Annotated in this window: 19 protein-coding genes; 10 read left to right on the top strand and 9 right to left on the bottom strand. The window is 58.5% G+C overall.

The features are described 5' to 3' along the window. Nucleotides 1-18 precede the first annotated feature (18 nt). Nucleotides 19-1596 (top strand): aldehyde dehydrogenase (NADP(+)), encoded by a 1578-nt coding sequence (locus BM205_RS03760; RefSeq protein ID WP_092412742.1) that lies wholly within the window; start codon nucleotides 19-21, stop codon nucleotides 1594-1596. 80 nt (nucleotides 1597-1676) lie between these two features. Here the strand turns inward: BM205_RS03760 and BM205_RS03765 are convergent, their stop codons facing one another. The 5 genes from BM205_RS03765 to BM205_RS03785 all read right to left on the bottom strand — a co-directional run bounded on the left by BM205_RS03765 (nucleotide 1677) and on the right by BM205_RS03785 (nucleotide 6795). Further along, the gene (locus tag BM205_RS03765) at nucleotides 1677-1952 is read right to left on the bottom strand and encodes a DUF3566 domain-containing protein (protein WP_139227209.1); all 276 of its coding nucleotides are present in this window, start codon (nucleotides 1950-1952) and stop codon (nucleotides 1677-1679) included. 67 nt (nucleotides 1953-2019) lie between these two features. Continuing rightward, on the bottom strand, nucleotides 2020-3162 hold the full coding sequence (locus BM205_RS03770; RefSeq protein WP_092412746.1) for a BMP family ABC transporter substrate-binding protein: 1143 nt from the start codon (nucleotides 3160-3162) through the stop codon (nucleotides 2020-2022). A 72-nt stretch (nucleotides 3163-3234) separates the two neighbouring features. Continuing rightward, a complete protein-coding gene (locus BM205_RS03775; RefSeq protein WP_092412748.1) occupies nucleotides 3235-4155 on the bottom strand; it encodes an ABC transporter permease in 921 nt (306 codons plus the stop codon). A gap of 2 nt (nucleotides 4156-4157) precedes the next feature. Next, nucleotides 4158-5246 carry an ABC transporter permease gene (locus BM205_RS03780; RefSeq protein ID WP_254783729.1) on the bottom strand — a complete coding sequence of 363 codons (1089 nt, stop codon included), beginning with the start codon at nucleotides 5244-5246 and terminating at the stop codon, nucleotides 4158-4160. Next, nucleotides 5239-6795: an ABC transporter ATP-binding protein gene (locus BM205_RS03785; protein WP_092412752.1), complete on the bottom strand. Its 1557-nt coding sequence runs from the start codon at nucleotides 6793-6795 to the stop codon at nucleotides 5239-5241. Before BM205_RS03785 ends, BM205_RS03780 begins: the two co-directional genes overlap by 8 nt. Before the next feature lie 335 nt (nucleotides 6796-7130). Here BM205_RS03785 and BM205_RS03790 point away from each other — a divergent pair, with 335 nt between their 5' ends. From BM205_RS03790 to BM205_RS03800, 3 genes are all read left to right on the top strand, one after another. Continuing rightward, nucleotides 7131-7868, top strand: coding sequence for a GntR family transcriptional regulator (locus tag BM205_RS03790; protein ID WP_092412753.1), 738 nt, complete (start codon nucleotides 7131-7133; stop codon nucleotides 7866-7868). 547 nt (nucleotides 7869-8415) lie between these two features. Further along, nucleotides 8416-10608, top strand: a complete 2193-nt coding sequence (locus BM205_RS03795) for a TonB-dependent receptor (protein WP_254783730.1) — start codon at nucleotides 8416-8418, stop codon at nucleotides 10606-10608. Nucleotides 10609-10688: 80 nt separating this feature from the next. Continuing rightward, the gene (locus tag BM205_RS03800; protein WP_217646014.1) at nucleotides 10689-11867 is read left to right on the top strand and encodes a nucleoside hydrolase; all 1179 of its coding nucleotides are present in this window, start codon (nucleotides 10689-10691) and stop codon (nucleotides 11865-11867) included. Between the two features lie 28 nt (nucleotides 11868-11895). On the opposite strand, the gene BM205_RS03805 is transcribed toward BM205_RS03800, so the two are convergent. From BM205_RS03805 to BM205_RS03815, 3 genes are all read right to left on the bottom strand, one after another. Further along, nucleotides 11896-12420 (bottom strand): DUF3455 domain-containing protein, encoded by a 525-nt coding sequence (locus BM205_RS03805; protein ID WP_254783731.1) that lies wholly within the window; start codon nucleotides 12418-12420, stop codon nucleotides 11896-11898. Between the two features lie 103 nt (nucleotides 12421-12523). Beyond that, nucleotides 12524-13411, bottom strand: a complete 888-nt coding sequence (locus BM205_RS03810) for a helix-turn-helix domain-containing protein (protein ID WP_092412757.1) — start codon at nucleotides 13409-13411, stop codon at nucleotides 12524-12526. A 75-nt stretch (nucleotides 13412-13486) separates the two neighbouring features. Further along, a complete protein-coding gene (locus BM205_RS03815) occupies nucleotides 13487-13894 on the bottom strand; it encodes a nuclear transport factor 2 family protein (RefSeq protein WP_092412758.1) in 408 nt (135 codons plus the stop codon). A 181-nt stretch (nucleotides 13895-14075) separates the two neighbouring features. On the opposite strand from BM205_RS03815, the gene BM205_RS03820 reads away from it, so the two are divergent. After that, nucleotides 14076-15098, top strand: coding sequence for an alpha/beta fold hydrolase (locus tag BM205_RS03820; RefSeq protein ID WP_092412760.1), 1023 nt, complete (start codon nucleotides 14076-14078; stop codon nucleotides 15096-15098). Between the two features lie 15 nt (nucleotides 15099-15113). Here BM205_RS03820 and BM205_RS03825 read toward each other — a convergent pair whose 3' ends face one another. After that, nucleotides 15114-17264, bottom strand: coding sequence for a S9 family peptidase (locus BM205_RS03825; RefSeq protein WP_254783732.1), 2151 nt, complete (start codon nucleotides 17262-17264; stop codon nucleotides 15114-15116). Nucleotides 17265-17388: 124 nt separating this feature from the next. Between BM205_RS03825 and BM205_RS03830 the strand changes: the two genes are divergently transcribed. From BM205_RS03830 to BM205_RS03850, 5 genes are all read left to right on the top strand, one after another. Continuing rightward, nucleotides 17389-18147, top strand: a complete 759-nt coding sequence (locus BM205_RS03830) for a GNAT family N-acetyltransferase (RefSeq protein WP_092412762.1) — start codon at nucleotides 17389-17391, stop codon at nucleotides 18145-18147. A 2-nt stretch (nucleotides 18148-18149) separates the two neighbouring features. Beyond that, nucleotides 18150-18920 (top strand): fumarylacetoacetate hydrolase family protein, encoded by a 771-nt coding sequence (locus BM205_RS03835; protein WP_092412764.1) that lies wholly within the window; start codon nucleotides 18150-18152, stop codon nucleotides 18918-18920. Further along, nucleotides 18917-21400, top strand: coding sequence for a DEAD/DEAH box helicase (locus BM205_RS03840; RefSeq protein WP_092412766.1), 2484 nt, complete (start codon nucleotides 18917-18919; stop codon nucleotides 21398-21400). Before BM205_RS03835 ends, BM205_RS03840 begins: the two co-directional genes overlap by 4 nt. 226 nt (nucleotides 21401-21626) lie before the next feature. After that, a complete protein-coding gene (locus BM205_RS03845) occupies nucleotides 21627-22886 on the top strand; it encodes a DEAD/DEAH box helicase (protein ID WP_092412768.1) in 1260 nt (419 codons plus the stop codon). Between the two features lie 271 nt (nucleotides 22887-23157). Then, nucleotides 23158-24189, top strand: a complete 1032-nt coding sequence (locus BM205_RS03850) for a Glu/Leu/Phe/Val family dehydrogenase (protein ID WP_092412770.1) — start codon at nucleotides 23158-23160, stop codon at nucleotides 24187-24189. Nucleotides 24190-24219: the final 30 nt, after the last annotated feature.

The raw sequence follows: 24219 nt of genomic DNA on the forward strand, positions 1-24219 counted from the left end.
GTATATCGAGGAAAATAAATGAATATCACTGGTGAAATGCTTATCGGCCAATCCAGCGTACGCGGCAACGACGGCACGCTACGCGCAATCAATCCCGCCACCAATGAAAAGATCAGCCCCGATTTCGGCGCCGGCGGCACCGCAGAAGTCGACCGCGCCTGCGCCCTCGCGCAACAAGCCTTCGACATCTACCGCGAAACCACGCCGGAAAAACGCGCCCAATTTTTAGAAGAAATCGCCAACGGCATCCTCGCCCTCGGACCAACCCTGATCGAACGCGCAGTCCAAGAATCCGGCCTGCCAGCCGCCCGCCTCGAAGGCGAACGCGGCCGCACCGTAGGCCAGCTTCGCCTGTTCGCCACCGTAGTGCGCGCCGGCCACCACCTAAGCGCCACTCTCGATTCAGCCCTACCCGACCGCACCCCGCCACGCTCCGATCTACGCCTACGCAAAATCGCCCTCGGCCCGGTCGCGGTATTTGGCGCCAGCAATTTCCCGCTAGCATTCTCGGTAGCCGGCGGCGACACCGCGGCTGCGCTAGCCGCCGGCTGCCCGGCAGTAGTCAAGACGCACAACGCCCATCCAGGCACCTCAGAACTAGTCGGACGCGTAATTCAGCAAGCAGTCGCTACCTGCAAACTCCCGGAAGGCGTGTTTTCCCTGATCATCGGCACCGGCAACGAAGTCGGCCAGGCGTTAGTCAGCCACCCTGCCATCAAAGCGGTCGGCTTCACCGGCTCGCGCCAAGGCGGTCTGGCCCTGATGCGCGCAGCGGCACAACGACGCGAACCGATTCCCGTGTACGCCGAGATGAGCAGCATCAACCCCATGTTCCTGCTGCCGCACGCATTGGCCGCACGGGCGTCGCAAATCGGCGGCGCTTTCGTCGATTCTCTGACCATGGGCGTAGGCCAGTTCTGTACTAATCCAGGTCTGGTGATCGGATTGGCGGGCGAACATCTGTCACAGTTTCAAGAAGCTGCATCAACTGCATTGCAAGCCAAGGCGGCCGGCACCATGCTGACACCAGGCATCCACAGCGCCTATGTCGCCGGCGTCGAACGCATGGGCGCAATTGCCGGCGTCACCACCCTCGGCCAGGGCCTGCCGGCAAGCGCGCCATGCGCCGCCCAGGCTACATTGTTTGCCACCGATGCGGCGACTTTCCTGGCTACCGAACAGCTGGAAGATGAAAATTTCGGCCCCAGCTCATTGATTGTCGCCTGCCGGGACGAAGAAGAAATGCGCGCTGTCGCCGAACACCTGGCCGGTCAGCTGACCGCCACGCTGCAGCTCGATAATGAAGATCATGCGCTGGCCAGAAAGCTCTTGCCGACGCTAGAGCGCAAAGCCGGCCGTATCCTGGTGAACGGTTATCCAACCGGTGTTGAAGTGTCTTACGCGATGGTGCATGGCGGGCCGTTCCCGGCAACTTCGGACAGCCGCAGCACCTCGGTCGGCGCCAGCGCCATTGATCGTTTCCTGCGGCCGGTCTGTTATCAGGATTTGCCTGCAGATCTTTTGCCGGAGGCTGTCCAGGACGGTAATCCGCTTGGACTGGCGCGACTGATGGATGGAAATTTGATCAAACCATAAAAAAATACTTCGCTTCAAACCCGATCGTACAAACGGGACTGCACGAATCTTTATTCGCGCAGTCCCGTTTTAACACAACATCAGGAATTTTCGATTTCCGCGACAGTGAATTCAATCCCGCCGACCCATTTTGCAATGAGGTTGTAAATCCACGCGCCAACCGCTGTGAAAATAAAGCCGAAGATCAGATAAAGAAACGGCAATATGAACATTACGCCCAGCGGTGCTTTAGGTCCTGGCATCAATGTGTAAAACAAACTCATGAGAACAATCATCGGCAAGGAAACAGCGAAATAAAGAAGTGCCATGACCTTAGCGGTTTGAAATGGTGAAATGCTTGAAATTTGTTTTTTCACGAACTATTTTCCCTTTTTTAATTTCCGGATCGGCCTTGCGACGAACGCCGATCCGGAACTTGCACGGTTAGCCTGGCACCTTGCCTTCTACACCCTTCACGTAAAACGTGATGCCATGCAGGAAACCGTCATCAGGCACGACGTCCTTCGCCACCACTTCCTTGCCGGTATTGTCGACCACAGGGCCTTTCCAGATCGGCCCGCTGCCATCGATGATGGCTTTCTTGCGTTCGGCAACCAGCGCTTTGACATCGTCCGGCAAGGCAGCGTTGAAACCGCCGAGATCGATACCGTTGTCTTTCAGGCCGAGCCAGCTGGTGCTGGTTTTCCAAGTGCCGTCGAGCACTTCGCCGACGCGCTTGGTGTAGTAGGTACCCCAGTTGATCTCCGATGCCGCCAGATGCGCTTTCGGGCCGAAGCTGCTCATGTCGCTATCCCAGCCGAAAGCATACACCCCCTTTTCCTGCGCGGTTTGCACCACGGCGGCGGAATCGGTATTTTGCATCAACACGTCGACGCCCTGGCCGATCAACGTGGTTGCAGCTTCGCGTTCCTTGCCCGGATCGAACCATTTGTTAACCCACACTACGCGGGTAGTGGCTTTCGGATTGACCGAGCGCGCGCCCAGGGTGAAGGAATCGATATTGCGGATGACTTCAGGAATCGGCACCGAAGCGACCACGCCGAGCTTGCCAGTTTTACTCATCTTGCCCGCCACTACACCGGCCAGGTAAGCGCCTTCATAGGTGCGGACATCGTATTGCGCCAGATTGTCGGCAGTCTTGAAACCGGTAGCGTGTTCGAATTTGACGTCCGGGAATTCCTTGGCGACCTTCAACATCGCTTCCATATAACCGAACGTGGTGCCGAAAATTACCTTGTTACCGTCGACCGCCAGCTGACGGATCACGCGCTCGGCATCGGCAGCGGATTCAGGAACGTTTTCGACGAAAGTGGTTTTAACCTTGTCGCCATATTTCTGTTCAACCGCCTTGCGGCCCTGGTCATGAGCGAAAGTCCAGCCGGCGTCGCCTACCGGTCCGATGTAGACGAATGCTACCTTCAGCGGTTCAACCTTGGCCGGCGCTGCGGCGGGTGCTGCTGCGGCAGCTGACGCTGCGGCCGGCTCCTCCTTCTTGCCGCAGCCGATGAGCGTGGCAGCGGCCAGCGCGGTGAGCATTGCGAGTGATGCCCGGCGTGAAATCTTCATTTTCTATCTCCCTCTATGTGATGGTTGGTCGACGTACTATCAGGTTTGCTGGATTTTTTGCTCATTTGTTGCTCAACTGGCGCCCGGTTTAAAAGGCTTGCCGAGCGAAGCCGGCATGTTCAGGCGAATCCAGTCGGGATTGCGCGAAATCAGCGCCAGTACCACGATGGTTGCTACATACGGCAACATCGACAGGATTTGCGATGGCACCGTAACGCCAATGCCTTGCAGGTAAAACTGCAGGATGGTGACGCCGCCGAATAGCAATGCGCCGAGCAGCACGCGAACCGGACGCCAGGTGGCGAACGCGGTCAAGGCGAGCGCAATCCAACCGCGTCCGGAAACCAGGCCTTCGACCCACATCGGGGTGTACACCAGCGACAGGTAGGCGCCAGCCAGGCCGCAGCAAGCGCCGCCAAACAGCAACGCCGCAAAGCGGATCCAGCGCACCGGATAACCTAGTGCATGGGCCGATTCCGGAGATTCGCCAACCGCGCGCAGAATCAGGCCGGCACGGGTGCGATAGATGAACCAGCCGATGGCGGCACACAGCAACAAGGCCAGGTAACTCATCCAATGCTGCTGGAACAGCGCCTGGCCGAGAAACGGGATGTCCTTGAGTACCGGGATAGACAGCGTTTGCGACGGTAACGCCAGGCCGACAAAACGCTGGCCGATGAAGGCCGACAAACCGGCGCCGAAAATCGACAATGCCAGTCCGGTGGCGACCTGATTGGTCGCCAGCACCAGCGCCAGCCACGAGAACAGCGCCGCCATCAGCACGCCGCTGAGCGCGCCGGCCAGGAACCCGAGCATCGGGCTATGGGTGGTATATCCCACCGCGAATCCGGCAATCGCGGCGACCAGCATCATGCCTTCCGCGCCAAGGTTGAGGACGCCGGCGCGTTCGTTGATCAGCAAGCCGAGCGCCGCCAGCAGCAACGGCGTTCCGGCGTTGATCGAGGCGGCGATGAGAGAAGCGAATTGTTCCATGTTTAAATCTCGACTTTCCGACGCAGGCGATAATCGATCAGGGTATCGCTGGCCAACAGAAGGAACAACAGCATGCCCTGGAACACACCGGTGATTGCCGATGGCAAGCCGAGCCGCGATTGCGCCAGTTCACCACCCAGATACAGTAGCGACATCACCAGCCCGCCAAGCACCGCACCGACCGGATGCAGGCGGCCGATGAAGGCGACGATGATGGCAGCGAAGCCGTAACCCGGCGATACCGACGGCAGCAACTGGCCGATCGGACCGGCAATTTCAAACGCTCCCGCCAGGCCGGCGAAGCTGCCCGAAATCAGCAGCGAGGTCCACAATGCGCTACGGCTGGAAAAGCCGGCATAACGCGCCGCGTGCGGTGCGGTGCCGCCGACGAATAGCGAAAAGCCGCGCAAGCTGCGCGTCACGAACACCGTCATCACAGCCGCCAGCACCAGCGTGACGGCAAAGCCGATGTGCAGGCGCGTGCCACTGATCATTTCCGGCAACATGAATTCGCTGGAGAACACTTTCGATTGCGGGAAATTCATACCGTGCGGATCTTTCAACGGCCCGTTCACCGCATACATCAGCAGCAATTGCGCGACATAAGTCAGCATCAGCGAGACCAGGATTTCGTTGGCGTTGAAACGGTCGCGCAACAACGCCGTGATGCTGGCCCAGAAGGCGCCACCGAGAATCCCCGCGACGATCATCAGGCACAGGCCGAGGCCACCGGGAATGGCATGCCCCGGCACATCGATCAACACCAGCGCGCCGCCGGCAAACAAGGCGCCGACGGTGAATTGTCCTTCGGCGCCGATGTTCCAGACATTGGCGCGGAAGCATACTGCCAGGCCCAGCGCGCACAATATCAAAGGGATGGATTTCAGCAGCAATTCGCTGATAGCGCGCTTGCCGTTGAACGGATCGATCAGGAATACCTTGAGGCCGGCCAGCGGATCCTTGCCCAGCGCGATGAACAGCAATGCGCCCAATAACATGGTCATTACAATCGCAATCAACGGCGACAGATACGTCATCGAACGCGATGGCGTGCCGCGCAGCTCCAGTTTCCAGGGCCAGAGGTTACGCATGCGCGGCCTCCTGACCATCTTGCGCGTCTTGTCCACCTTGCCACAGACCGCTCATCCACAAGCCAACCTGCTCGCGGGTGGCTTGCTCGATCTGGATCGACGGTGACAGCTTGCCCTTGGCAATCACGTGCAGCCGGTCGCACAGGGCAAACAACTCATCTAGTTCTTCGGAAATGATCAGCACTGCACAACCTTCCTTCTTCAACGCCAGGATTTCCGCGTGAATTTGCGCCGCGGCGCCCACGTCCACACCCCAGGTCGGCTGCGCCACGATGAACACGCTCGGCTTGCGATCCAGCTCGCGGCCGACGATGAATTTCTGCAGATTGCCGCCGGACAGGCTTTTAGCCAGCGCATCGGGGCCGCTGGCCTTGACCTTGAAGCGCGCAATGATGGCGGCGGCGGCATTACGGGTGTAGGTAAAATCGATCATGCCGCGCTTCACATAGGGAGTCTTCTGGTGCGACAGCAGCATGTTGGAAGCCAGCGACAAGGTCGGCACCGCGCCGCGGCCCAGCCGCTCCTCCGGCACCAGTCCGAGGCCGAGCGCGCGGCGCGGATTAGGCGCCAGATGACCGGCAGCGCGGCCGACCAGCATCAGCATGTTGGGGGCGGCGCGCTGATCTTCGCCGGACAACGCCGCCAGCAATTCCTGCTGGCCGTTACCGGAGACGCCGGCGATGCCGACGATCTCACCGGCTCGCACTTCGCATTCGATATCGTGCAGTTCGGTGGCGAACAGGTGCCCCTTCGGCAAGCTCAGGTGGTTGATATGCAGCTTGCGTTCGCTGCGTTGTGAATCAGGATTGCGTTCGCGTTGCAAGCGCACAAGCTCGTCGCCAATCATCATGCGCGACAAGCCTGCGCTGGTTTCGTTACGCGGATCGCAGTTGCCGGTGACCCTGCCGTTGCGCATCACTGTGGCGCTGTGGCAGAGCGCACGGATTTCATCGAGCTTGTGGCTGATATATAGAATGCTACAGCCCTCGGCAGCCAGCTTGCGCAAAGTGACGAACAGCTTGTCCACTGCCTGTGGTGTCAACACCGAAGTCGGTTCGTCGAGGATCAGCAATTGCGGACTGGTCAACAAGGCGCGCACGATTTCCACCCGCTGGCGTTCGCCGACCGACAATGTATGCACATGGCGATGCGGCTCCAGCTCCAGACCGTATTTTTCGCCGGTCTGGCGGATTTGCGTGACTAGCTCCGGCATGCTGACATCAGATGCCATGCCAAGCGCAATGTTCTCTGCAACGGTCAACGTATCGAACAAGGAGAAATGCTGGAACACCATGGCAATGCCGAGCTTGCGCGCCACATGCGGATTGGCGATGTGGACCTGTTCGCCGTTCCAGAAAATCTCGCCGGCATCCGGTTTCACCGTGCCGAAGATGATTTTCATCAAGGTCGATTTGCCGGCGCCGTTCTCGCCGAGGACAGCATGGATTTCGCCGGGGGCAACGCTCAGATTGATATCGTCATTGGCCAGCACGCCTGGATAGGCTTTGCGGATATGGGCGATTTCCAGACGCGGTATGGTTGAAGTCACTTTCTTTTGCCTGTACCAGTGAAAGACTGTTGCAAAATGATTCCAGCGTTGCTGCTTACCGTGCTGCGTGCGCCTTTTAGCGCATACCAAGTAAGCAACATGCTACATCAATTCTTATGCTTATAGCCGACTTAAAATGCAAGGATTCGTGCAATGGTTCACCGGCATAAAGTCCTTACAAAAGCAAACTGCATGCCAGAGGTCGGGGTGAGAACGCCGGCGAGAAGGTTGAAGGCATCTGGCGCGGTTTGTGCCTGTGATTTTGGCGGTAACTGACGACGGGAATATGCGGTAGCATGAGCGCAGGCTTGCAATTCAAAATGGAAATGAGACACATGAAAAAAAAGTCTGGTAAGTCTGGCGACACGGTTTCCGCGCAGGCCAAGCCCGTCACCACGCGCGGCAGCGGCATTGTCGATCAAAAGATTTACGACTCCGTCCTGAAAGCGGTGATGAGCCAGCGCCTGCCGCCGGGAACCAAGCTGACCGAGACCAGCCTGTGCGATCTGTTTGCCGTCAGCCGGACCATCGTGCGCAAGGCGATCCAGCGCCTGGCGCATGACCATATTCTGGAATTGCGGCCCAACCGGGGCGCCATCATCGCCCGGCCTACGCCACAGGAAACCCGTGATATCTTCGCCGCGCGGCGCGCTATCGAAGCGGCGATCATGCCGCTGGCGGCAGCCAACGCCAGCCGCGCGCAAATCACCCGCTTGCGTCAGATCGTAAGAGAAGAACATGCGTCCTTTCATTCAGGCGATCACGCCAAATGGATACGCCTCGGCGGCGAGTTCCATATCCTGTTGTCCGAGAGCGCCGGTAATCCGGTGCTCACCCGCTTCCTGCGCGAACTGGTATCGCGCTGCTCCCTGATCATCGCGCTGTATCAGGCGCCAGGCAAGACTGCCTGCCCGAACGACGAACACGAACACCTGATAGACGCGATTGCCGCCGGCGACGCCACACAGGCCGTCAAAATGATGAATCAGCATCTGCTCGATATCGAGCGCGCCCTGCGCCTGAGCGACGACGAACACGAAGTGGACCTGGCGGAAATACTCGATATCGCATAGATACCGCACCAAAAATCCCACTCGCCTCATCCCACACCGGACATTGCTACAGCCTCTTTAAAGTGTATACAACTTATTGAAAAGTGTCGCTATTCTGAGACATTGATACGCACTAATCCGGTTCTTTCCCGATGTCGACGTCCCTAATTTGGCGCGGAGGCTCACCAATAAACAGCGTTATTTTTCGCCAACAATCACCTCGCCTTGAACCTCTCCGCTTGCCGCTGTTGCATCGCAACCCGGCATGAAAATCGGCTTTTCATATGTATACAATATATTGACGATATAAATCGTAATTCGATTTCCTCAACATTTTTCCGATTATTCCTGCCTGGAAAAATTCTGGCACGGTCTTTGCGTTGATTGAATCCGTTCCGGTCAACAGTCGAGATAACTTCTCGATGATCTGATCTCAACTTGCGCGATATAGCCATAACAAAAACGCGCATGTTCGATGCAGTTTCAGTTTATCAATGTCGACAACAGAGGGAGTGGAAAAATGGGGAAAAAAGCGAGGGCTCGCGCCCACATGCGGTGCGCACATAAAATGGTTCTGACGCTGGGAGCAGCGCTGCCGTTCGGGGCGGCAATGGCCCAAACCGCGCCAGCCGCGGCGGCGACGGCAACCGCACCGGGCAGCGGACTGCAACTGGAAACCATGACCGTCACGGCGCAGCGCAAGGTCGAAAAAATCAAGGACGTGCCGATCTCGGTGACCTTGCTCAAGGGTGAAACCCTCGATGTCCTCACCTCCGGCGGCCAGGATATCCGCGTGCTGGCGGCCAAAGTGCCCAGCCTGAATATCGAATCGTCGAATGGCCGCACCTTCCCCCGCTTCTATATCCGCGGCTACGGCAATACCGATTTTTCTGCCTTTGCTTCGCAGCCGGTATCCCTGATATTCGACGATGTGGTGCAAGAAAACGCCGCTCTCAAAGGCTTCCCGATGTTCGACCTGGCCGGAGTCGAAGTATTACGCGGTCCGCAAGGCACGCTGTTCGGCCGCAATACGCCGGCCGGCGTGGTCAAGTTCGATTCGGCCAAGCCAAGCCTGGACAAGGTCTCCGGTTATTACAGTGTCTCCGACGGCACCCACAATACCGCCAATGTCGAGGCGGCGGTCAACGTGCCCTTGAGCGATCAATGGGCGATGCGCTTTTCGACGCTGGTAGAACATCGCGACAACTGGGTCACCAACAACGGCGGCGGGACGCCCAACCTGGAAGGCTACGACGAACGCGCCGGGCGCCTGCAGTTCCTGTACAAGCCGGACGGCACTTTCAATGCGCTGTTCAATATCCACTCGCGCGCCACCACCGGCAGCGCACGCCTGTTCCGCGCCAATATCCTGGAGAAAGGCAGCGACGGTTTCGTCTCCGGATTTAGTCCATCGCAGGTCACCTTCAACGGATTGAACGATCAATACCTGCATACCGCCGGCGGCAGCGCCCGGCTTAGCTGGAACCTGGATCAGGTAAAACTGTATTCGATCACCGGTTACGAAACCATCTCGAGCTATTTCAGCCGCGGCGACATCGACGGCGGCACGCCGACCGGCCCCGGCTTCATTCCATTCCAGGTACAAACCGGTGGCGGCATAGCCGACCACAAACAGTTTTCGCAGGAATTCCGGGTAGAGTCGAAAAACGAAGGGCCTCTCAACTGGCAGACCGGCCTGTATTACTTCTACGAAGATGTGGCTGGCGACAGCGCCAACTTCGACAGCAACACGCAGTTGCAAACCAGCTATCTCAAAAATCGCCAGAAAAACACTGCCTATGCCGCGTTCGGCTCGTTGACCTATGACGTCAACGACAGGCTCAAATTGCGTGGCGGCCTGCGTTATACACAGGACAAAAAGGATTTCACCAACGAGATCGCCAACAACGTCACGTTTACCGGACCCGGATCGATCAGCGAAAATAAATCGAACGTGAGCTGGGACGCCAGCGCCAACTACGCCTTGACCAACGACATCAATACCTATGCACGGGTTGCCACCGGCTTCCGCGCGCCGAGTATTGCGGCGCCGTCGTCATCGGTACCGATCACTGTGGCCAATGCTGAAACCATCACTTCCTACGAAGCCGGGATCAAGGCCGACTTGTTCAACCGCCGCGCCCGCGCCAACTTCAGCGTCTACAGTTTCGACGTCAAGAACCAGCAGCTGACAGCGGTGGGCGGCGCTTCCAACTCGATCATGCTGGTGAACGCAGCCAAGACAGTGGGCCGCGGCGCCGAGCTGGACCTGGAAGCCAACCTGACCGAACGCCTGCGCGTTACCGTTGGCGGCAGCTACAACTACACCCAGATTCGCGACCCGAACCTGCTGGTAGCCGGCTGCGCCTCCTGCACCATGCTCAACACCCAGGTGCGGCCGGGCTTGTTTTCGATCGACGGCAATTCGCTGCCGCAAGCACCGAAGTGGATTGCCAACGTGACGGCGCGCTACGGCATCCCGATGGGCAACAACGACGAACTGTACTTCTATAGCGACTGGTCGTATCGCAGCAAGATCAACTTCTTCCTGTACAACTCGACCGAGTTCACCGGCAAACCGCTGCTCGAAGGCGGCTTGCGCGTGGGTTACAAGTGGGATGGCGACAAGTATGAAATCGCCGCATTCGCCCGCAATATCACTAACAAGATAGTGGCGGTCGGTGGCATCGACTTTGACAACCGGACAGCCTTCATCAATGAACCGCGCATGTTCGGTATTCAGTTCCGGTCGAATTTCTGATTTAGCCGAGCATTGCAGCAATCTCCAGGGACGACATTACGGGTCGTTCCTGGAGATCTTTAACTATTTGAAAGTACTTTATGAAATCGAATTCAGTGCGTTGCCGCTTGCTATCGACGGTTTTCATGCTGGGGCTGGCGGTCGCTGCGACAGTACCGTTGCAGGCACAGGCCGAAGGCAAGCGCAAAGTGATTATCGACGACGACGTCGGTGGCCCGCGGGCGGCGCAACTGATGGCGATCCAGTCACCGGATGTGGAAGTATTGGGCATCACGATTGTCAGCGGTTCAACCTGGCGCGACGAGAATATCGCGCACGCCCTGCGCACACTGGAAGTGATCGGCCGCAGCGATATTCCGGTGTTGCCCGGTTCTGCCTTCCCCTTGCTGAATACGCAGGAAACCACGCGGCGCTGGGAAGCCTTGTACGGCAAGCTGTTCTACAAAGGCGCCTGGATGGATGAAAAATGGCCGGACGGCACCATCCAGAGCCAGCCGAATTACCACGCGCACGATGTGGTGCCGCCACTTCCCGAAGGCATGCCGCATACCAAGCCATCGACTGAAATCGCCGCCACTTTCATGATCAGGAAAGTGCATGAATTCCCGGGCCAGGTCACCATCCTTGCTACCGGGCCGATGACCAACGTGGCGCTGGCGATCAGTCTTGATCCCACCTTTGCGGAGACGGCGAAGGAAATCGTCTACATGGGCGGCAGCCTGAATCCACACCAAATGTTGCCGTCCAAATCGGCGGAACAGTTTGCACGCGAATATATCAATTCGCCGCGTCTCGAATTCAACTTCCGCTGGGATCCTGAAGCAGCCAAGATCGCCTTGCGCGCACCGTGGAAACGCATCGTCATGGTACCGGCCGATCCGTCTACCGCGACCGAACTCAGCGCCAGGCTGTTGAACGACATGACCAAGGCGAACACGCCTTTGACGCAGATGGTGAAAAAGGTGACCGAGACCGGTTTCCCTTTGTGGGATGAGTTGGCCACGGCGGTTTGGCTGGATCCGACGCTGATCAGCAAATCCGACCAGTTGTTTGTCAGCATCGATACCGACTTCGGCGCCGGCTATGGCAACACCTTGTCCTGGCCAGCCGCTTACGCGCCACCGGGCCTGATCGCCAGCCCGACGACCGTGGTGCGCGAAGTCAACGTGCCTGCCTTCGAAAAACTGATGATCAAACTGATGAACCAGCCGACGCCGCCTGCTCCCAAAGCGGCAGAGGCAGCCGGAACCAAACCCTGATCAGTTCATCGCCGCGCCTGGCAGCTTGCTATTTGGCAGAGTAGAAACGATATATCGCCCGGTAAGGCATGCGCGCCTCCTTGCCGAGAGCGGTTTGATTGCAACCGTCCGCCGGGGCTTTACCGCCAACCGTTTGCAGCCGCTGGATGCTTTGCGTCTGGCCAAAGATGCCGGTGCCGGAGTTTGATTTTGCGCTAAGCAGCAACCACGTAATGGCATTGGCGTCGGGGCCGGTGTTTTGCGCCTGCACCGTACCGACCACCTTGCTGCCATCCGTCGACTCCCAACTCGGACCGGCGTAATGCCAGCCTATCTTCTGGCCGCCCTGATCAAACAGATCCGCTTCCGGCGCCACAAACTGCCATTCAAATCTCGAAGCGTCGTCTTTTGCTGCGGCACATCGATAAATTTGCACACCGGTCGCCTTCAGTTCCAGCGACAAGACCTGCGTCGGCGCCACGCTCAGATTGGCGGGAACCGCGCTCGGCTGCGGTCCGACACAGCCGGCCAGAACCGCTACGCAGCAGGTTGCTCCCGCTGTCAGAGCTAGCATTTTCCTTGCCATATTTCTTCTCCCAGAAAATGTGACGGATGCGTTTGCTAAATATCACGGACTGAATCGTTTGCAACGTCTTTATTGTAAAACAATAAATGGCCTAGGCACGGCTCTTGAACCATGCCGCCGTTACAGCATCGGCGGGAAAGAACGATTCTATCCGCAACTCGTGCACGGTGACGTCGTGCGGTGTGCCCATGGTGGCGATCGAAGTGAACAGATTCAATTCCACATCATCCTTCCTGATCGTCATCGCCAGGAACGGCAAGACGCGGGTGTCGAGATTCGGCGCCTGCGTGGCGGCCCTGATGCCTGGCAGCGCGATCAGCTGCTCCAGCAGGCTGTTGGCCTCGCTGCCAGGACCATCGCTCATGGCTTCGCGCTGTATCCAATGCAACAGATCTGCGCTGACATCTTGCCAATTCACCAAATATTTCCGGATAGCTTGCGGATCCAGCATCAGCTTCAAGACGTTGATGCCTTCGCGCGGAATCGGCTGGTTCTCCGGCATATCCAGCAGCCACCTAATCATCATGGCTGCCGGGCCATTGCTCATCACCAGATTCCATAAGCGGTCCACCACTAATGCCGGATAAGGCGCTTGCTGAGCCAGCATGAAATCCAGCGCCTGCTTGACCGCGCTTAATTCAGGATCGGTCAATTTCCGTTCCTGGTAGGCCGGCGCGAAACCAGCTGCCAGCAGCATCACATTGCGCTGCCGCAGCGGGATGTCGAGTACCGTCCCTAGCTTGAGAATCAGTTCCCGGCTCGGTTGCGATCGGCCGCTTTCCAGGAAGCTGATATGGCGCTGCGAGATAAGACTTTCGGTAGACAGGCGCAGCTGGCTGTAGCCGCGCTTGTCGCGCCAATAACGCAAAGCTGCGGCGAAGTCGTTGAAATAGCGATTCCGTGCAGCCGGTTCTGCGCCTTGTTTCGCCATGAGCGGCTTCACTAAACCTGCCTTCACTACGGCTTGCTGTGCACCCATAATTTGGCTCCAAAGAATTACCGGGCAGTTTATCTGGATATCGACAGGGCCGCCCGTAGTTCACTTGAGAAGGCTTCAAGCCGGCAAGTTCATCGCGTCCAGGAAGCCGGTGACGCTGCTGATGCGCCCATCGTCCGCTACCACCACGATATCGGTACCGTAAGCTACCGGCTCGGCGCCTTCGGCAGCCAGGGTCCAGGAAAAACGCACCACGTCGTTATGGCCATCTTGCCTGCCATGCAATTTGAAACGCAATCCGGCAAACTGCTGTTGCACTGCGCCGATCATGGCATCCAGCCCTTCATGGCCGGCGTTGCGCATCATGGGGTCGACATAGGTTGCTTCCGGGGTAAACACGGTCGCGATAAGGGCACGGCGGCGGATTGCATCCTGTTCGTCCCAGGCTGCGATATAGCGGCTGGCGATTGCAGAGGCTTCATTTACGATATTCTTGGCAGTGGTGGCGTTGGTGGCGTTGGTCATGATCGTGCTCCTTCAAGGATTGGTAGGTTCGGGAAGATCTGCTTTGTCGTTGTCGACAGTTGCATTCTCCGCGTCATGCCGGGCATGGTCGATTACCTCTCAGGTAATCAAATGGATGCGGCATTGCCTGTCGCAATACAGTGGCAAAATGGCAACTAAACTTTTGAAAAAATAAGGCAGCATGACTAACTCAATATCTTTCTGGATCACCGGCCTGCTGCTAAGCGCCACTCTTTCAGGCGCGGTAGCGCAAACGAATTCTGCCGCACCAACCTACGGCTCTGAATTGCAGGGTTTCGACTACCCGTATGAATTAAAGCACTACGCCTTCGAATCGCAAGGCAAGCAGCTGCAGATGGGCTATATGGATGTCGCTGCAACCGGCGCCGCCAACGGCCGCACCGCGGTTCTCATGCATGGCAAGAATTTCTGCGCCGCGACCTGGGAGCAAACCATCAAGGCCGTGAGTGACGCAGGCTACCGCGTGGTGGCGCCGGACCAGATCGGCTTTTGCACCTCGACCAAACCGGATCATTACCAGTATTCGTTCCAGCAACTCGCCATCAACACCCACGCCTTGCTTGAGCAACTGGGAATCCGCAAAGCGATCATCGTCGGCCATTCCACCGGCGGCATGCTGGCCACGCGCTACGCCTTGCTGTATCCGGAACAGGTGACGCAGCTGGTGATGGTGAATCCGATCGGCCTCGAAGACTGGAAGGCGCTTGGCGTACCGTATCGCACGGTCGATCAATGGTATCAGCGGGAGTTGAAGCTGAATGCCGACGGCCTGCGTAGATATGAACAGAGTACTTACTACGTCGGCCGCTGGAAACCGGAATACGAACGCTGGGTGACCATGCTGGCCGGACTCAACCAGGGACCGGGCCACACGCTGGTGGCGTGGAACTCGGCGCTGATCTACGACATGATTTTTACGCAACCGGTGGTCTATGAATTCAAGGATCTCAGCATGCCTGCCTTGCTGCTGATCGGCGATGCAGATACCACCGCCATCGGCAGCGATGCCGCTCCGGCTGCGGTGAAGGCGAAAATCGGCCAGTACAAGCTGTTGGGTAAGCAGGTGGCCAAGCTGATCCCGCAATCAACGTTGATCGAGTTTGCCGGCCTCGGCCATGCACCGCAGATGGAGCAGCCGGCCGGGTTTCATAAAGCCTTGCTGGACTGGCTTGCCAGGCAATAAATCCAATCTGGTCACTCAGCGCCTGGCAGACAGGTGCAGGCCCCATTGCGACAGCATCCACGCCATCTCGAACGCGCGCTCTTTGATTGCGTCGTAGCGGCCGGAAGCACCACCGTGGCCGGCGCCCATGTTCACTTTGAGCAGCAAGGCGTGGTGGCCGGTTTTCATGGCGCGCAGTCTGGCGACATATTTGGCCGACTCCCAATACATCACCTGGCTATCGTTGAGCCCGGTGGTGACTAACATAGGCGGATAGTCTTTGCGCTCGATATTGTCGTAGGGCGAATAGCTGCGCATGTAGTCGTAGGCGGGCTTTTCGTTGGGATTGCCCCATTCCAGGTATTCGCCGGTAGTCAGCGGCAGGCTGGCATCCATCATGGTGTTCATTACGTCGACAAACGGCACCGCTGCGTGCACCGCATGGAACAGGTCGGGCCGCATATTGACGACCGCGCCCATCAGCAGGCCGCCGGCGCTGCCGCCTTCGATGATCAGGCGCTGCGGACTGGTCCAGCCTTGCTGGATCAGATATTCGGCGCTGTCGATGAAATCGTTGAAGGTATTCTTCTTATTCATCAGCATGCCGTCGTCATGCCAGTGCTCACCCATGTCGTTGCCGCCGCGGATATGCGCTTCGGCGAATATGACGCCGCGATCCAGCAGGCTGACGCGGCTGTTAGAGAAACCGGCGTCAGCCGGAATGCCATACGAACCATAGGCATACAGCAGCAATGGCGCTGTGCCATCCAGCTTGACACCCTTCCGGGCAACAGTCCACAGCGGTACTTTGACGCCGTCACGCGCGGTGGCCCACAGGCGCCTGGTTTCATACAAGGCGGGATCGTAGCCAGGCACTTCCTGTTGTTTCAGCACTACGCGCCGACCGCTCGCCATGTCGACATCGAACACCGTCGACGGCGTTACCGGCGACTCATACATCAGGCGATATTGGCGTGATGTGAATTCCGGCGTGCCGCCAGGGTGCGATGCGTAAACCGCTTCGTCGAACTCCACAGTCTTCCAGCTGTGATCGGCAAAATTGTAGATGCGGGAACGCTCTTGCGCATCCGATTTTTCGCTGACCACCAGAAAATCGCGGAACAGTTCGAAGGATTCCAGCAAAACCTTGGGATCGTGCGCTACCAGCTCTTTCCAATGATCCGGACCGGGAGTCGCCAGCGGCGCCGTCACCAGGCGGAAATTCTTGGCATCCTTGTTGGTCATGATGAACAGTTCGCCATCGCGATGGTCGACATGGTAGCGATGTCCGGTTTCACGTCCCAGCACTGAATGGAAGCTGTCGTCCGGCTGGTCCGCCGGCAACAGGCTGACTTCAGTGGTGTCGGTGCTTTGCGCCTCGAGTTCAATGAATTTACGGTCGCCGCTGATGCCGACATCCAGGTTGAATTGCTCTACCGCTTCGCGATATACCTCGACCGGCTTGCTGCCAAGCTTCAGACGCAGCACCAGATCGGAACGCTTGGTTGTGGCATCTTCCTGCACCAGGAACAAAGTCTGGCTGTCGGCAGCCCATGCCAGGCTGGTGACGCGCTCCACCGAATCGTCCAGCAATTTCCCTGTGCTCATATCCTTGATGTGCAACCGGTACTGGCGATAACCGGTGGTATCGGTGGAGTACGCCAGGTAACGGTCGTCGGGGCTGACTGAAAAACTCTCTACCTCAAAAAACTTCTTACCCTTTGCCAGCTGGTTCTCGTCCAGCAGGATTTCTTCCGTGGCGCTGGCGTCATAGGAAAAATCGGCGTCGACCTTGGCGAGCCGGCGGCAAATTATCGGATACTGCTGGCCCGCCTCGGTGCGGCTGTAATAGTAGAAATTGCCACGCCGGGTTGGTACCGACAGATCGGTTTCCTTCATGCGGCCCTTTATTTCACCGTAGAGCTTTTTCGCCAGCGGCGCCAGCTTCTTGGTCATTGCCTGCGTATAGGCGTTCTCTGCCTTCAGGTAGGCGATCACCTTGGGATTGGTTTTTTCACGCAGCCAGTGATAGTCGTCGCTGACGATTTCTCCGTGCCGGGTTTCTTGCCAGGGCTGCCTGGCAGCGACCGGAGGTGTTGGAGCGGATGTAGCGGGAGTAGAAGTGGAAGTCATCAGAGCCAGGAAGAATGCGCCCAGGGCATGGGCACGTTGCTGAAGGAAAGACATAGTGTACAGATCCTTGTATCGATAAGCATGAATGTACACCTGGCGCATCGCGCATCGATTGAAAATTCGCATACGCATACCGGTTAGAATATCTTTCCGCCACTTTCAGCAGCAGCGAAACAAGATGACAACACCGTTCGTTGATTTCGATCTCATCAGTTCACTTGAGGAACGTGCGTTCAATGCATGGCCAGCGCAGAAATCCGCGCTCTGCGGCGGCTGGCTGTTACGTCTGTCCGAGGGGTACACCAAACGCGCGAATTCTGCCAATGCCTTGCGCCCGACGGTGGCATTCAGCGAAACACTGCAGGTCGTGGAGCATTTCTATGCGAGACATGGCTTACCCGCGATCTTCCGCTTATCGCCGCTGGCAGGCGCCGAGCCGGACCACGCACTCGACCAGGCGGGATATCGTAAAATCGGCCGTACACTTGTCATGACTGCATCGCTGGCGACTTCGGCACAAGCATCGACCGCGCATGATGTCGTGATTGAAGCAGCTGCAAGCGATGCGTGGAGCGCCGGTTTTTCGCAGGCGAACGGCGTCCCGTCAGGGTCGCAGGCGGTGCATGATCGTATGCTCGCGGCCATCACGATGCCAGCCGCGTTCGCCACGCTCATTGAGAATGAAACTCCGGTTGCCTATGGTCTGGCGGTGGCAGAGAACGGGGCCGTGGGTCTGTTCGACATTGTCGTCGCGCCGGATGCACGTCGTTGCGGCGCAGCGACAAGGCTCGTTACAGCTTTGCTGGAGTGGGGACAGGCGCAACGCGCAACACGCGCATATCTCCAGGTTGTTGCCGATAACCTGCCGGCAATTGCGCTGTACCGAAAACTCGGGTTCGATGAACAATATGAATATCATTACCGCATACGTCCATAGACATGACTTCTCAAACTCATAACTCCCTGCCTGCCGCAGCCATTCTCGCGGAACGCCGCCGATCCGGCACGCAGGGCGCACGCCTGCCGCCGTCCTTGCGGCCACTGGATGCCGCGGCCGCGCTGGCGGTGCAAGCTCTCGTGAGTGAACAGCTGGGCGACAAGATCGTCGCGTGGAAATGCGGATTGCCTGTCGATGGACAACCCGTGCTTGCCCCCATCTATGCCGGCACCGTCTGCAGCGGTGGCGCGTGCGCTGCATGGGTACGCGGCGGCCAGGTCCGGGTTGAACCGGAACTGGCTTTCGTCCTCGCTCAGAACTTACCGGCGCGCTCATCACCCTACTCTGCAGCAGAAATTGATGCCGCTATTGGCGGTACCTACCTCGCACTAGAACTGATAGACAGCCGCTACAGCGAACCGGACGAAGCGGGTTTTATTGAAAACCTGGCTGACGGCTTACTCAACCAAGGGCTGTACCTCGGCCCGCGGGTGGATGCGGAAGCTGCGCATGCTGCTGCCGAATTAGCGATCCGAATCAGCATTGCAACCCAGGAAACAAACCAGCTAAGTGGCCGCCATCCCGCCGTCCATCCACGCGCTCCTCTGTACTGGCTGGCAGAGTTCCTGCGCGCTGCAGGACAAGGTTTGCAGGCTGGACAAGCCGTCATCACCGGCTCCTACGCCGGCAGTTTCGGCTTGCCGGTGGCACAGGACATTGCAATACGATACGGTGACCTGGGCGAACTGGCCGTCCGTTTTTCGCCGAGATGAATGCCGTTGCAGACACCGTTGGCCACTTCCGGCCGCGACTGACGCTGCAAACCCTGGGACGCGGCGACGGCCTCCTGGGCATGCGCCCTTCCGGTCCGTTCGGCCCGCGCGGCCCCACCGTGACCGTGGCGCAAATCACCTGGACGTATGTCACCGGCGACGGCTTGCAGTGGGAGACCGCAGCTCCCACCACGCTGCTGAATCGCCGCCCGGCATCGGCGCAAACGGTTGAAGACAGCCAGGGTCAACGCCTGTTGCTACGCGACCTGGGAGCCGAAGCCGACGCCCTGGACCTGGTGTGGGATCTGGGCTTGCATCCGCTACCGAGCGATACCCTGCAATGGCGCACGGACGAGGCTGCGCAGGAAGCCGGGCAAACTCTGGCTTCGCTTTGGACTTTGGTGCAGGAAGATTTTTTCGGCGATTTCTGGGCAGAGCAATTGCCGGATCTGCAGGCAAAGGGTTGGGCGATCGTAGTACGTCCCGGTTTTGTGCATGAAAGCGTGCCGGTGGATGCCTGGCACCTGATCGTCAGCCCCGAAACCGGCCAGGTACTGGGCAAGGAAGTTGCGACGCGCATGCGCGGTCGCGAGCAGACGGTGACTGCCTTGGGCCTGCCTGCCGGCGAAGGTTCCTGGCTACTGACCCTGGGCATTGAAATCGACGGCGAGATGGTGGATCTGGTGCCCCTGCTGGCGCATTTGTTGCAACGTGACGGGCGCTGGCTGGACGCCAAACAGATTGCCTTGATCGACGACCATGCCTTGATCATGTTGCGAGCGCCGGGTGGCAAACGGATTGAAGCCCGCGCGGCCCCGCTCAAGGCAATCGTCGGCAGCATGCTGGAGTTGCTGACAGACCCGCAGCGCAAAGACGGGCCGCTGCAGCTGTCATCCTGGGATGCTTATCGCCTCGAAACGATGCGCCTGAGTTTGCTGGATACGCAGCGCGAACGCGCCGGCGCCCACGGCAGTTGGCAATTGCAAGGCGACGCCGGCCTGCGCGCGCTGGCACAACGGCTGCAAGGCGCCGGCACGCCACCGACCGTCATAGCACCGAGTGGCCTTGGCGTTACCCTGCGGCCCTATCAATTACATGGCGTGGCGTGGCTGCAATACCTGCGCGAACATCACCTGGCCGGTATCCTGGCCGACGATATGGGTCTCGGAAAAACCGCGCAGGCGCTGGCCCACCTGCTGATCGAAAAGCAGGCCGGCCGCCTCGACCTGCCCGCACTGGCAGTACTGCCGACTTCGCTGATATTCAATTGGCAGGCCGAAGCCAGGCGCATGGCGCCGGGCTTGCGTGTACTCGCCTTGCAAGGGCCGGAGCGCCATCGCGTTTTTTCTCGCATGGCAGAATACGATCTGATCCTCACTACCTACCCGTTGTTATGGCGCGACCGGTCGGCGTTGGAAGCACAGCCGTTTCACATGCTGATTCTGGACGAAGCGCAGACCGTAAAAAACGCCACCGCCCGCAGCGCCGGCGCCGTGCGGCGTTTGCGCGCGCGGCATCGGTTATGCATCACCGGCACCCCGCTGGAAAACCATCTAGGCGAATTGTGGACCCAGTTCGATTTCCTGATGCCCGGTTTCCTCGGCGACATGCGAAGCTTCACACGCTTGTGGCGCAAACCGATCGAGTACGGTGGCCAAACCCTCCGCGCACAATTGCTGGCGCAACGAGTCAGGCCATTCATCCTGCGCCGCCGCAAAGATGAAGTGGCAAGCGAACTACCGCCACGCAGCGAAGCAGTCAAACGCGTGCAATTACAAGGCCAGCAACGCGATCTATACGAAAGCGTCCGTCTGGCCGCCGACGAACAGGTACGCGGCGTCCTCAAACGCAAAGGTTTTGCCGGCGGACAAATCACCATTCTCGACGCCCTGCTCAAGCTACGGCAGGTATGCTGCGATCCGTTTCTGCTGAAGGGCATGGAGCATCCGGCGAGCATGGAGCGCGCCAAGCTGGAACTGCTGCGCGACATGTTGCCGGCACTGGTAGCGGAAGGGCGGCGCATCCTGGTGTTTTCTCAATTCACCGAAATGCTGGACTTGATTGCGGTTGAACTCGACGCATTACAGCTGCCTTGGTTAGCCTTGACAGGCAAGACGCCGCCGGCAAAACGCGGCGAGCTGGTAGTGGAGTTCCAAAGCAAAATCGTACCCATACTATTGATCAGCCTCAAAGCCGGCGGCGTCGGCCTCAACCTGACCGCCGCAGATACCGTGATCCACATCGATCCGTGGTGGAATCCTGCAGTACAAGAACAAGCCACTGCGCGCGCCCATCGCATCGGCCAGGAGCAGACTGTGTTCGTCTACAAGATCGTGGTTGAGGGCAGCATTGAGGAGCGCATCATTGAGCTGCAGGCGCGCAAGGCTGCGTTGGCGGAAGGTGTGTTGGGTAGCGATGCGGCGTTGGCAACCAAGTTTAGCAGTGAGGATTTGCAGTTGTTGTTGGCACCTTTGGTTTGAGTTGGGTCAAACGCCTGTCGAATGCTGGCGTTTGTACTCCGTGGTCCGTTAATTAGGGGACCTGACCGAAGGGAAGGCAGTGGCTTTGCGGTCGCTTTTCTTTGGCGAAGCAAAGAAAGTATGCGGCTGCCGGGCCGCCCCCGGCAAGCCTCCACGGAGTAGCAACCGTATCAAGTAACGCAAATGGTAAGATAGCTACCCCCACAAGCTGTCAAGGCCCACCATCATGCCATTCTCCAACCTGGGCCTATCCCCCACCATCCTCCAAGCCATAAGCGAACGTGGCTACACCACGCCAACCCCGATCCAGACCGCAGCAATCCCCGAAATCCTGCGCGGCAACGACGTATTGGCAGCCGCCCAAACCGGCTCCGGCAAAACCGCCGCATTCGCCCTACCGCTACTGCAATTAGTACAAGACAGCCCAACCGAAAAGCCGCGCCAGCTAAGAACCCTGATCCTGGTCCCCACCCGCGAACTAGCCCAGCAAACCGCCGAATCCATCCGCGCCCTGGCCCAAACCGCCCCGCAAGCGCTAAAAATCGCAGCCCTGTTCGGCGGCGTATCGATCAACCCCCAAATGATGGAGCTACGCGGCGGCGTCGACATCGTAGTCGCAACACCAGGCCGCCTGCTAGACCTGATTGAACACAACGCCCTAAGCATCGCCACGATATCCTCGTTGGTACTGGACGAAGCAGACCGCCTGCTAGACATGGGATTCACCGACGAAATCGGACGCATCCTGGCGCTGTTACCCAAGCAACGCCAAAACCTGTTTTTCTCAGCAACATTCCCACCCGCAGTCCACGCACTCGCCGCCAAGATGCTGCACCAACCGACCCGCATCGCCATCCTCGCGCTAGAACAAAACCAGCCAGCCATCCAGCAACGCGCAATACAAGTCGACGCCGGCCGCCGCACCCAATTGCTACGGCACCTGCTGCGTGAAAATACCTGGGGCCGGGTACTGGTCTTCGTCGCCACCAAATACGCAGCAGAGCACATTGCAGAAAAACTGCATCGGGCAGGTATCAAAGCCGCTGCCTTCCACGGCGAGTTCAGCCAAGGCGCACGCGACGAGGTATTGGCGGACTTCAAAGCCAGCAAAGTACAAGTGCTGGTAGCCACCGACGTCGCCGCCCGCGGCATAGACATTGCGCAATTGCCCGTAGTCCTGAACTACGATCTGCCACGCTCGGCGGTAGACTACACGCACCGCATCGGCCGCACCGGCCGGGCCGGCAAAAGCGGCATAGCTATCAGCTTCATCAGCGCCGACACGGAAGCGCATTTCCGCCTCATAGAGAAACGCCATAACCTGAAATGCGAGCGCGAGCAGATTGCCGGGTTCGAGCCTGTGGTCACTGCCGTTTTAGCCGGTACTGAATCGTCCACAGATACTTCCAACGGCGGTATCAAAGGCAAACGCAAGAGCAAGAAAGACAAGTTGCGTGAAGCGGCGGCGCGTGGCGAAACCGAGTAATGAAAGGCCGCCATGCCTGTGCGGCCCACTGGTTTATTGCCACTTGATAAATTAGCAATAAACCAATTTCTGCGCAAACTTCCAATCCTGATTGAGTTTCACATAGCGATAAATTACACTCTCGCCTGCGTGACACAATCACGGCCTTAGCCGTTGCCCGGCGCCAACCCGCCGCCAACACCCGTATTACCGACCTTAACCTAGAGATAACGGAAAACCATCAGCCCGCCCTACCCGGACGAGTGAATGCTATCCGCACGGAGCCAAAAGCATGAGTACCTTCATTTTTAATGAATTGAATTTCGACAACCACGAGCAAGTGGTCTTCGTTTCCGAAGAAAAATCCGGCCTCAGAGGCATCATCGCTGTCCACAACACCAACCTCGGCCCGGCCATGGGTGGTTGCCGCATGTGGGACTACGCCAGCGAAGCCGTCGCCGTCAACGATGTGCTGCGCCTGTCGCGCGGCATGACCTACAAGAATGCGGTTGCCGGCCTGCCTATCGGCGGTGGCAAAAGCGTAATTATCGGCAATCCAAAAACCGCCAAGACACCAGCCTTGTTCGAAGCCATGGGCGAAGCCCTGGAACGCCTGGGCGGCCGTTACATCACGGCGGAAGACGTCGGCACCAGCCCGGCCGACATGGCGCACATCGCCACCAAGACCAAATACGTCGCCGGCCTCGGCGCCAGCGGCGATCCGTCGCCATTCACCGCACTGGGTTGTTTTGTCGGCGCGCAAGCCGCAGTCAAGCATTACCTGAGACGCGATTCGCTGGCAGGCCTGACGGTTGCAGTGCAAGGACTGGGCAATGTCGGTTACGACTACGCCCGCCGCCTGCATGCTGCCGGCGCCAAGCTGATCGTCACCGATATCGACCAGGCTGCGCTGGAGCGCGCGCGCACCGAATTTGGCGCTGAAGTAGTGGCAACCGATGCGATTTATGACGTGCAGGCCGACATCTATGCGCCATGCGCGCTGGGCGCCACGCTCAACCCGGCAACCCTGTCGCGCCTGAAAGCCAAGATCGTCGCCGGCGCTGCCAACAATCAGTTGGCTACCGCTGAAGTGGGTGAATTGCTGCGTCGCAAAGAAGTTTTGTACGTGCCGGACTTTGTGATCAACGCCGGCGGCATCATCAAGGTTTGCTACGAGTACTACGACAAACCGGAAGCCGATGTCGAAGCCCACGTGCGTGAAATCGGCGTGACCCTGGGCGAGATTTTCAAACGCGCCGACGCTGAAGGTTTGCCGACCAGCGTGGTGGCAGACAAACTGGCTGAAACGCGCTTCAAGCACTAATCTGCAATTTTGAAACACATCATCATGGCG

Source organism: Collimonas sp. OK307, assembly GCF_900113705.1.
Taxonomy (GTDB): Bacteria; Pseudomonadota; Gammaproteobacteria; order Burkholderiales; family Burkholderiaceae_D; genus Collimonas.

Coding starts and splice junctions, on each gene's coding strand:
- BM205_RS03760 (WP_092412742.1), top strand. CDS start 19: ATGAATATCACTGGTGAAATGCTTATCGGCCAATCCAGCGTACGCGGC.
- BM205_RS03770 (WP_092412746.1), bottom strand. CDS start 3,162: ATGAAGATTTCACGCCGGGCATCACTCGCAATGCTCACCGCGCTGGCC.
- BM205_RS03775 (WP_092412748.1), bottom strand. CDS start 4,155: ATGGAACAATTCGCTTCTCTCATCGCCGCCTCGATCAACGCCGGAACG.
- BM205_RS03780 (WP_254783729.1), bottom strand. CDS start 5,246: ATGCGTAACCTCTGGCCCTGGAAACTGGAGCTGCGCGGCACGCCATCG.
- BM205_RS03790 (WP_092412753.1), top strand. CDS start 7,131: ATGAAAAAAAAGTCTGGTAAGTCTGGCGACACGGTTTCCGCGCAGGCC.
- BM205_RS03795 (WP_254783730.1), top strand. CDS start 8,416: ATGGTTCTGACGCTGGGAGCAGCGCTGCCGTTCGGGGCGGCAATGGCC.
- BM205_RS03800 (WP_217646014.1), top strand. CDS start 10,689: ATGAAATCGAATTCAGTGCGTTGCCGCTTGCTATCGACGGTTTTCATG.
- BM205_RS03805 (WP_254783731.1), bottom strand. CDS start 12,420: ATGCTAGCTCTGACAGCGGGAGCAACCTGCTGCGTAGCGGTTCTGGCC.
- BM205_RS03810 (WP_092412757.1), bottom strand. CDS start 13,411: ATGGGTGCACAGCAAGCCGTAGTGAAGGCAGGTTTAGTGAAGCCGCTC.
- BM205_RS03815 (WP_092412758.1), bottom strand. CDS start 13,894: ATGACCAACGCCACCAACGCCACCACTGCCAAGAATATCGTAAATGAA.
- BM205_RS03820 (WP_092412760.1), top strand. CDS start 14,076: ATGACTAACTCAATATCTTTCTGGATCACCGGCCTGCTGCTAAGCGCC.
- BM205_RS03825 (WP_254783732.1), bottom strand. CDS start 17,264: ATGTCTTTCCTTCAGCAACGTGCCCATGCCCTGGGCGCATTCTTCCTG.
- BM205_RS03830 (WP_092412762.1), top strand. CDS start 17,389: ATGACAACACCGTTCGTTGATTTCGATCTCATCAGTTCACTTGAGGAA.
- BM205_RS03835 (WP_092412764.1), top strand. CDS start 18,150: ATGACTTCTCAAACTCATAACTCCCTGCCTGCCGCAGCCATTCTCGCG.
- BM205_RS03840 (WP_092412766.1), top strand. CDS start 18,917: ATGAATGCCGTTGCAGACACCGTTGGCCACTTCCGGCCGCGACTGACG.
- BM205_RS03845 (WP_092412768.1), top strand. CDS start 21,627: ATGCCATTCTCCAACCTGGGCCTATCCCCCACCATCCTCCAAGCCATA.
- BM205_RS03850 (WP_092412770.1), top strand. CDS start 23,158: ATGAGTACCTTCATTTTTAATGAATTGAATTTCGACAACCACGAGCAA.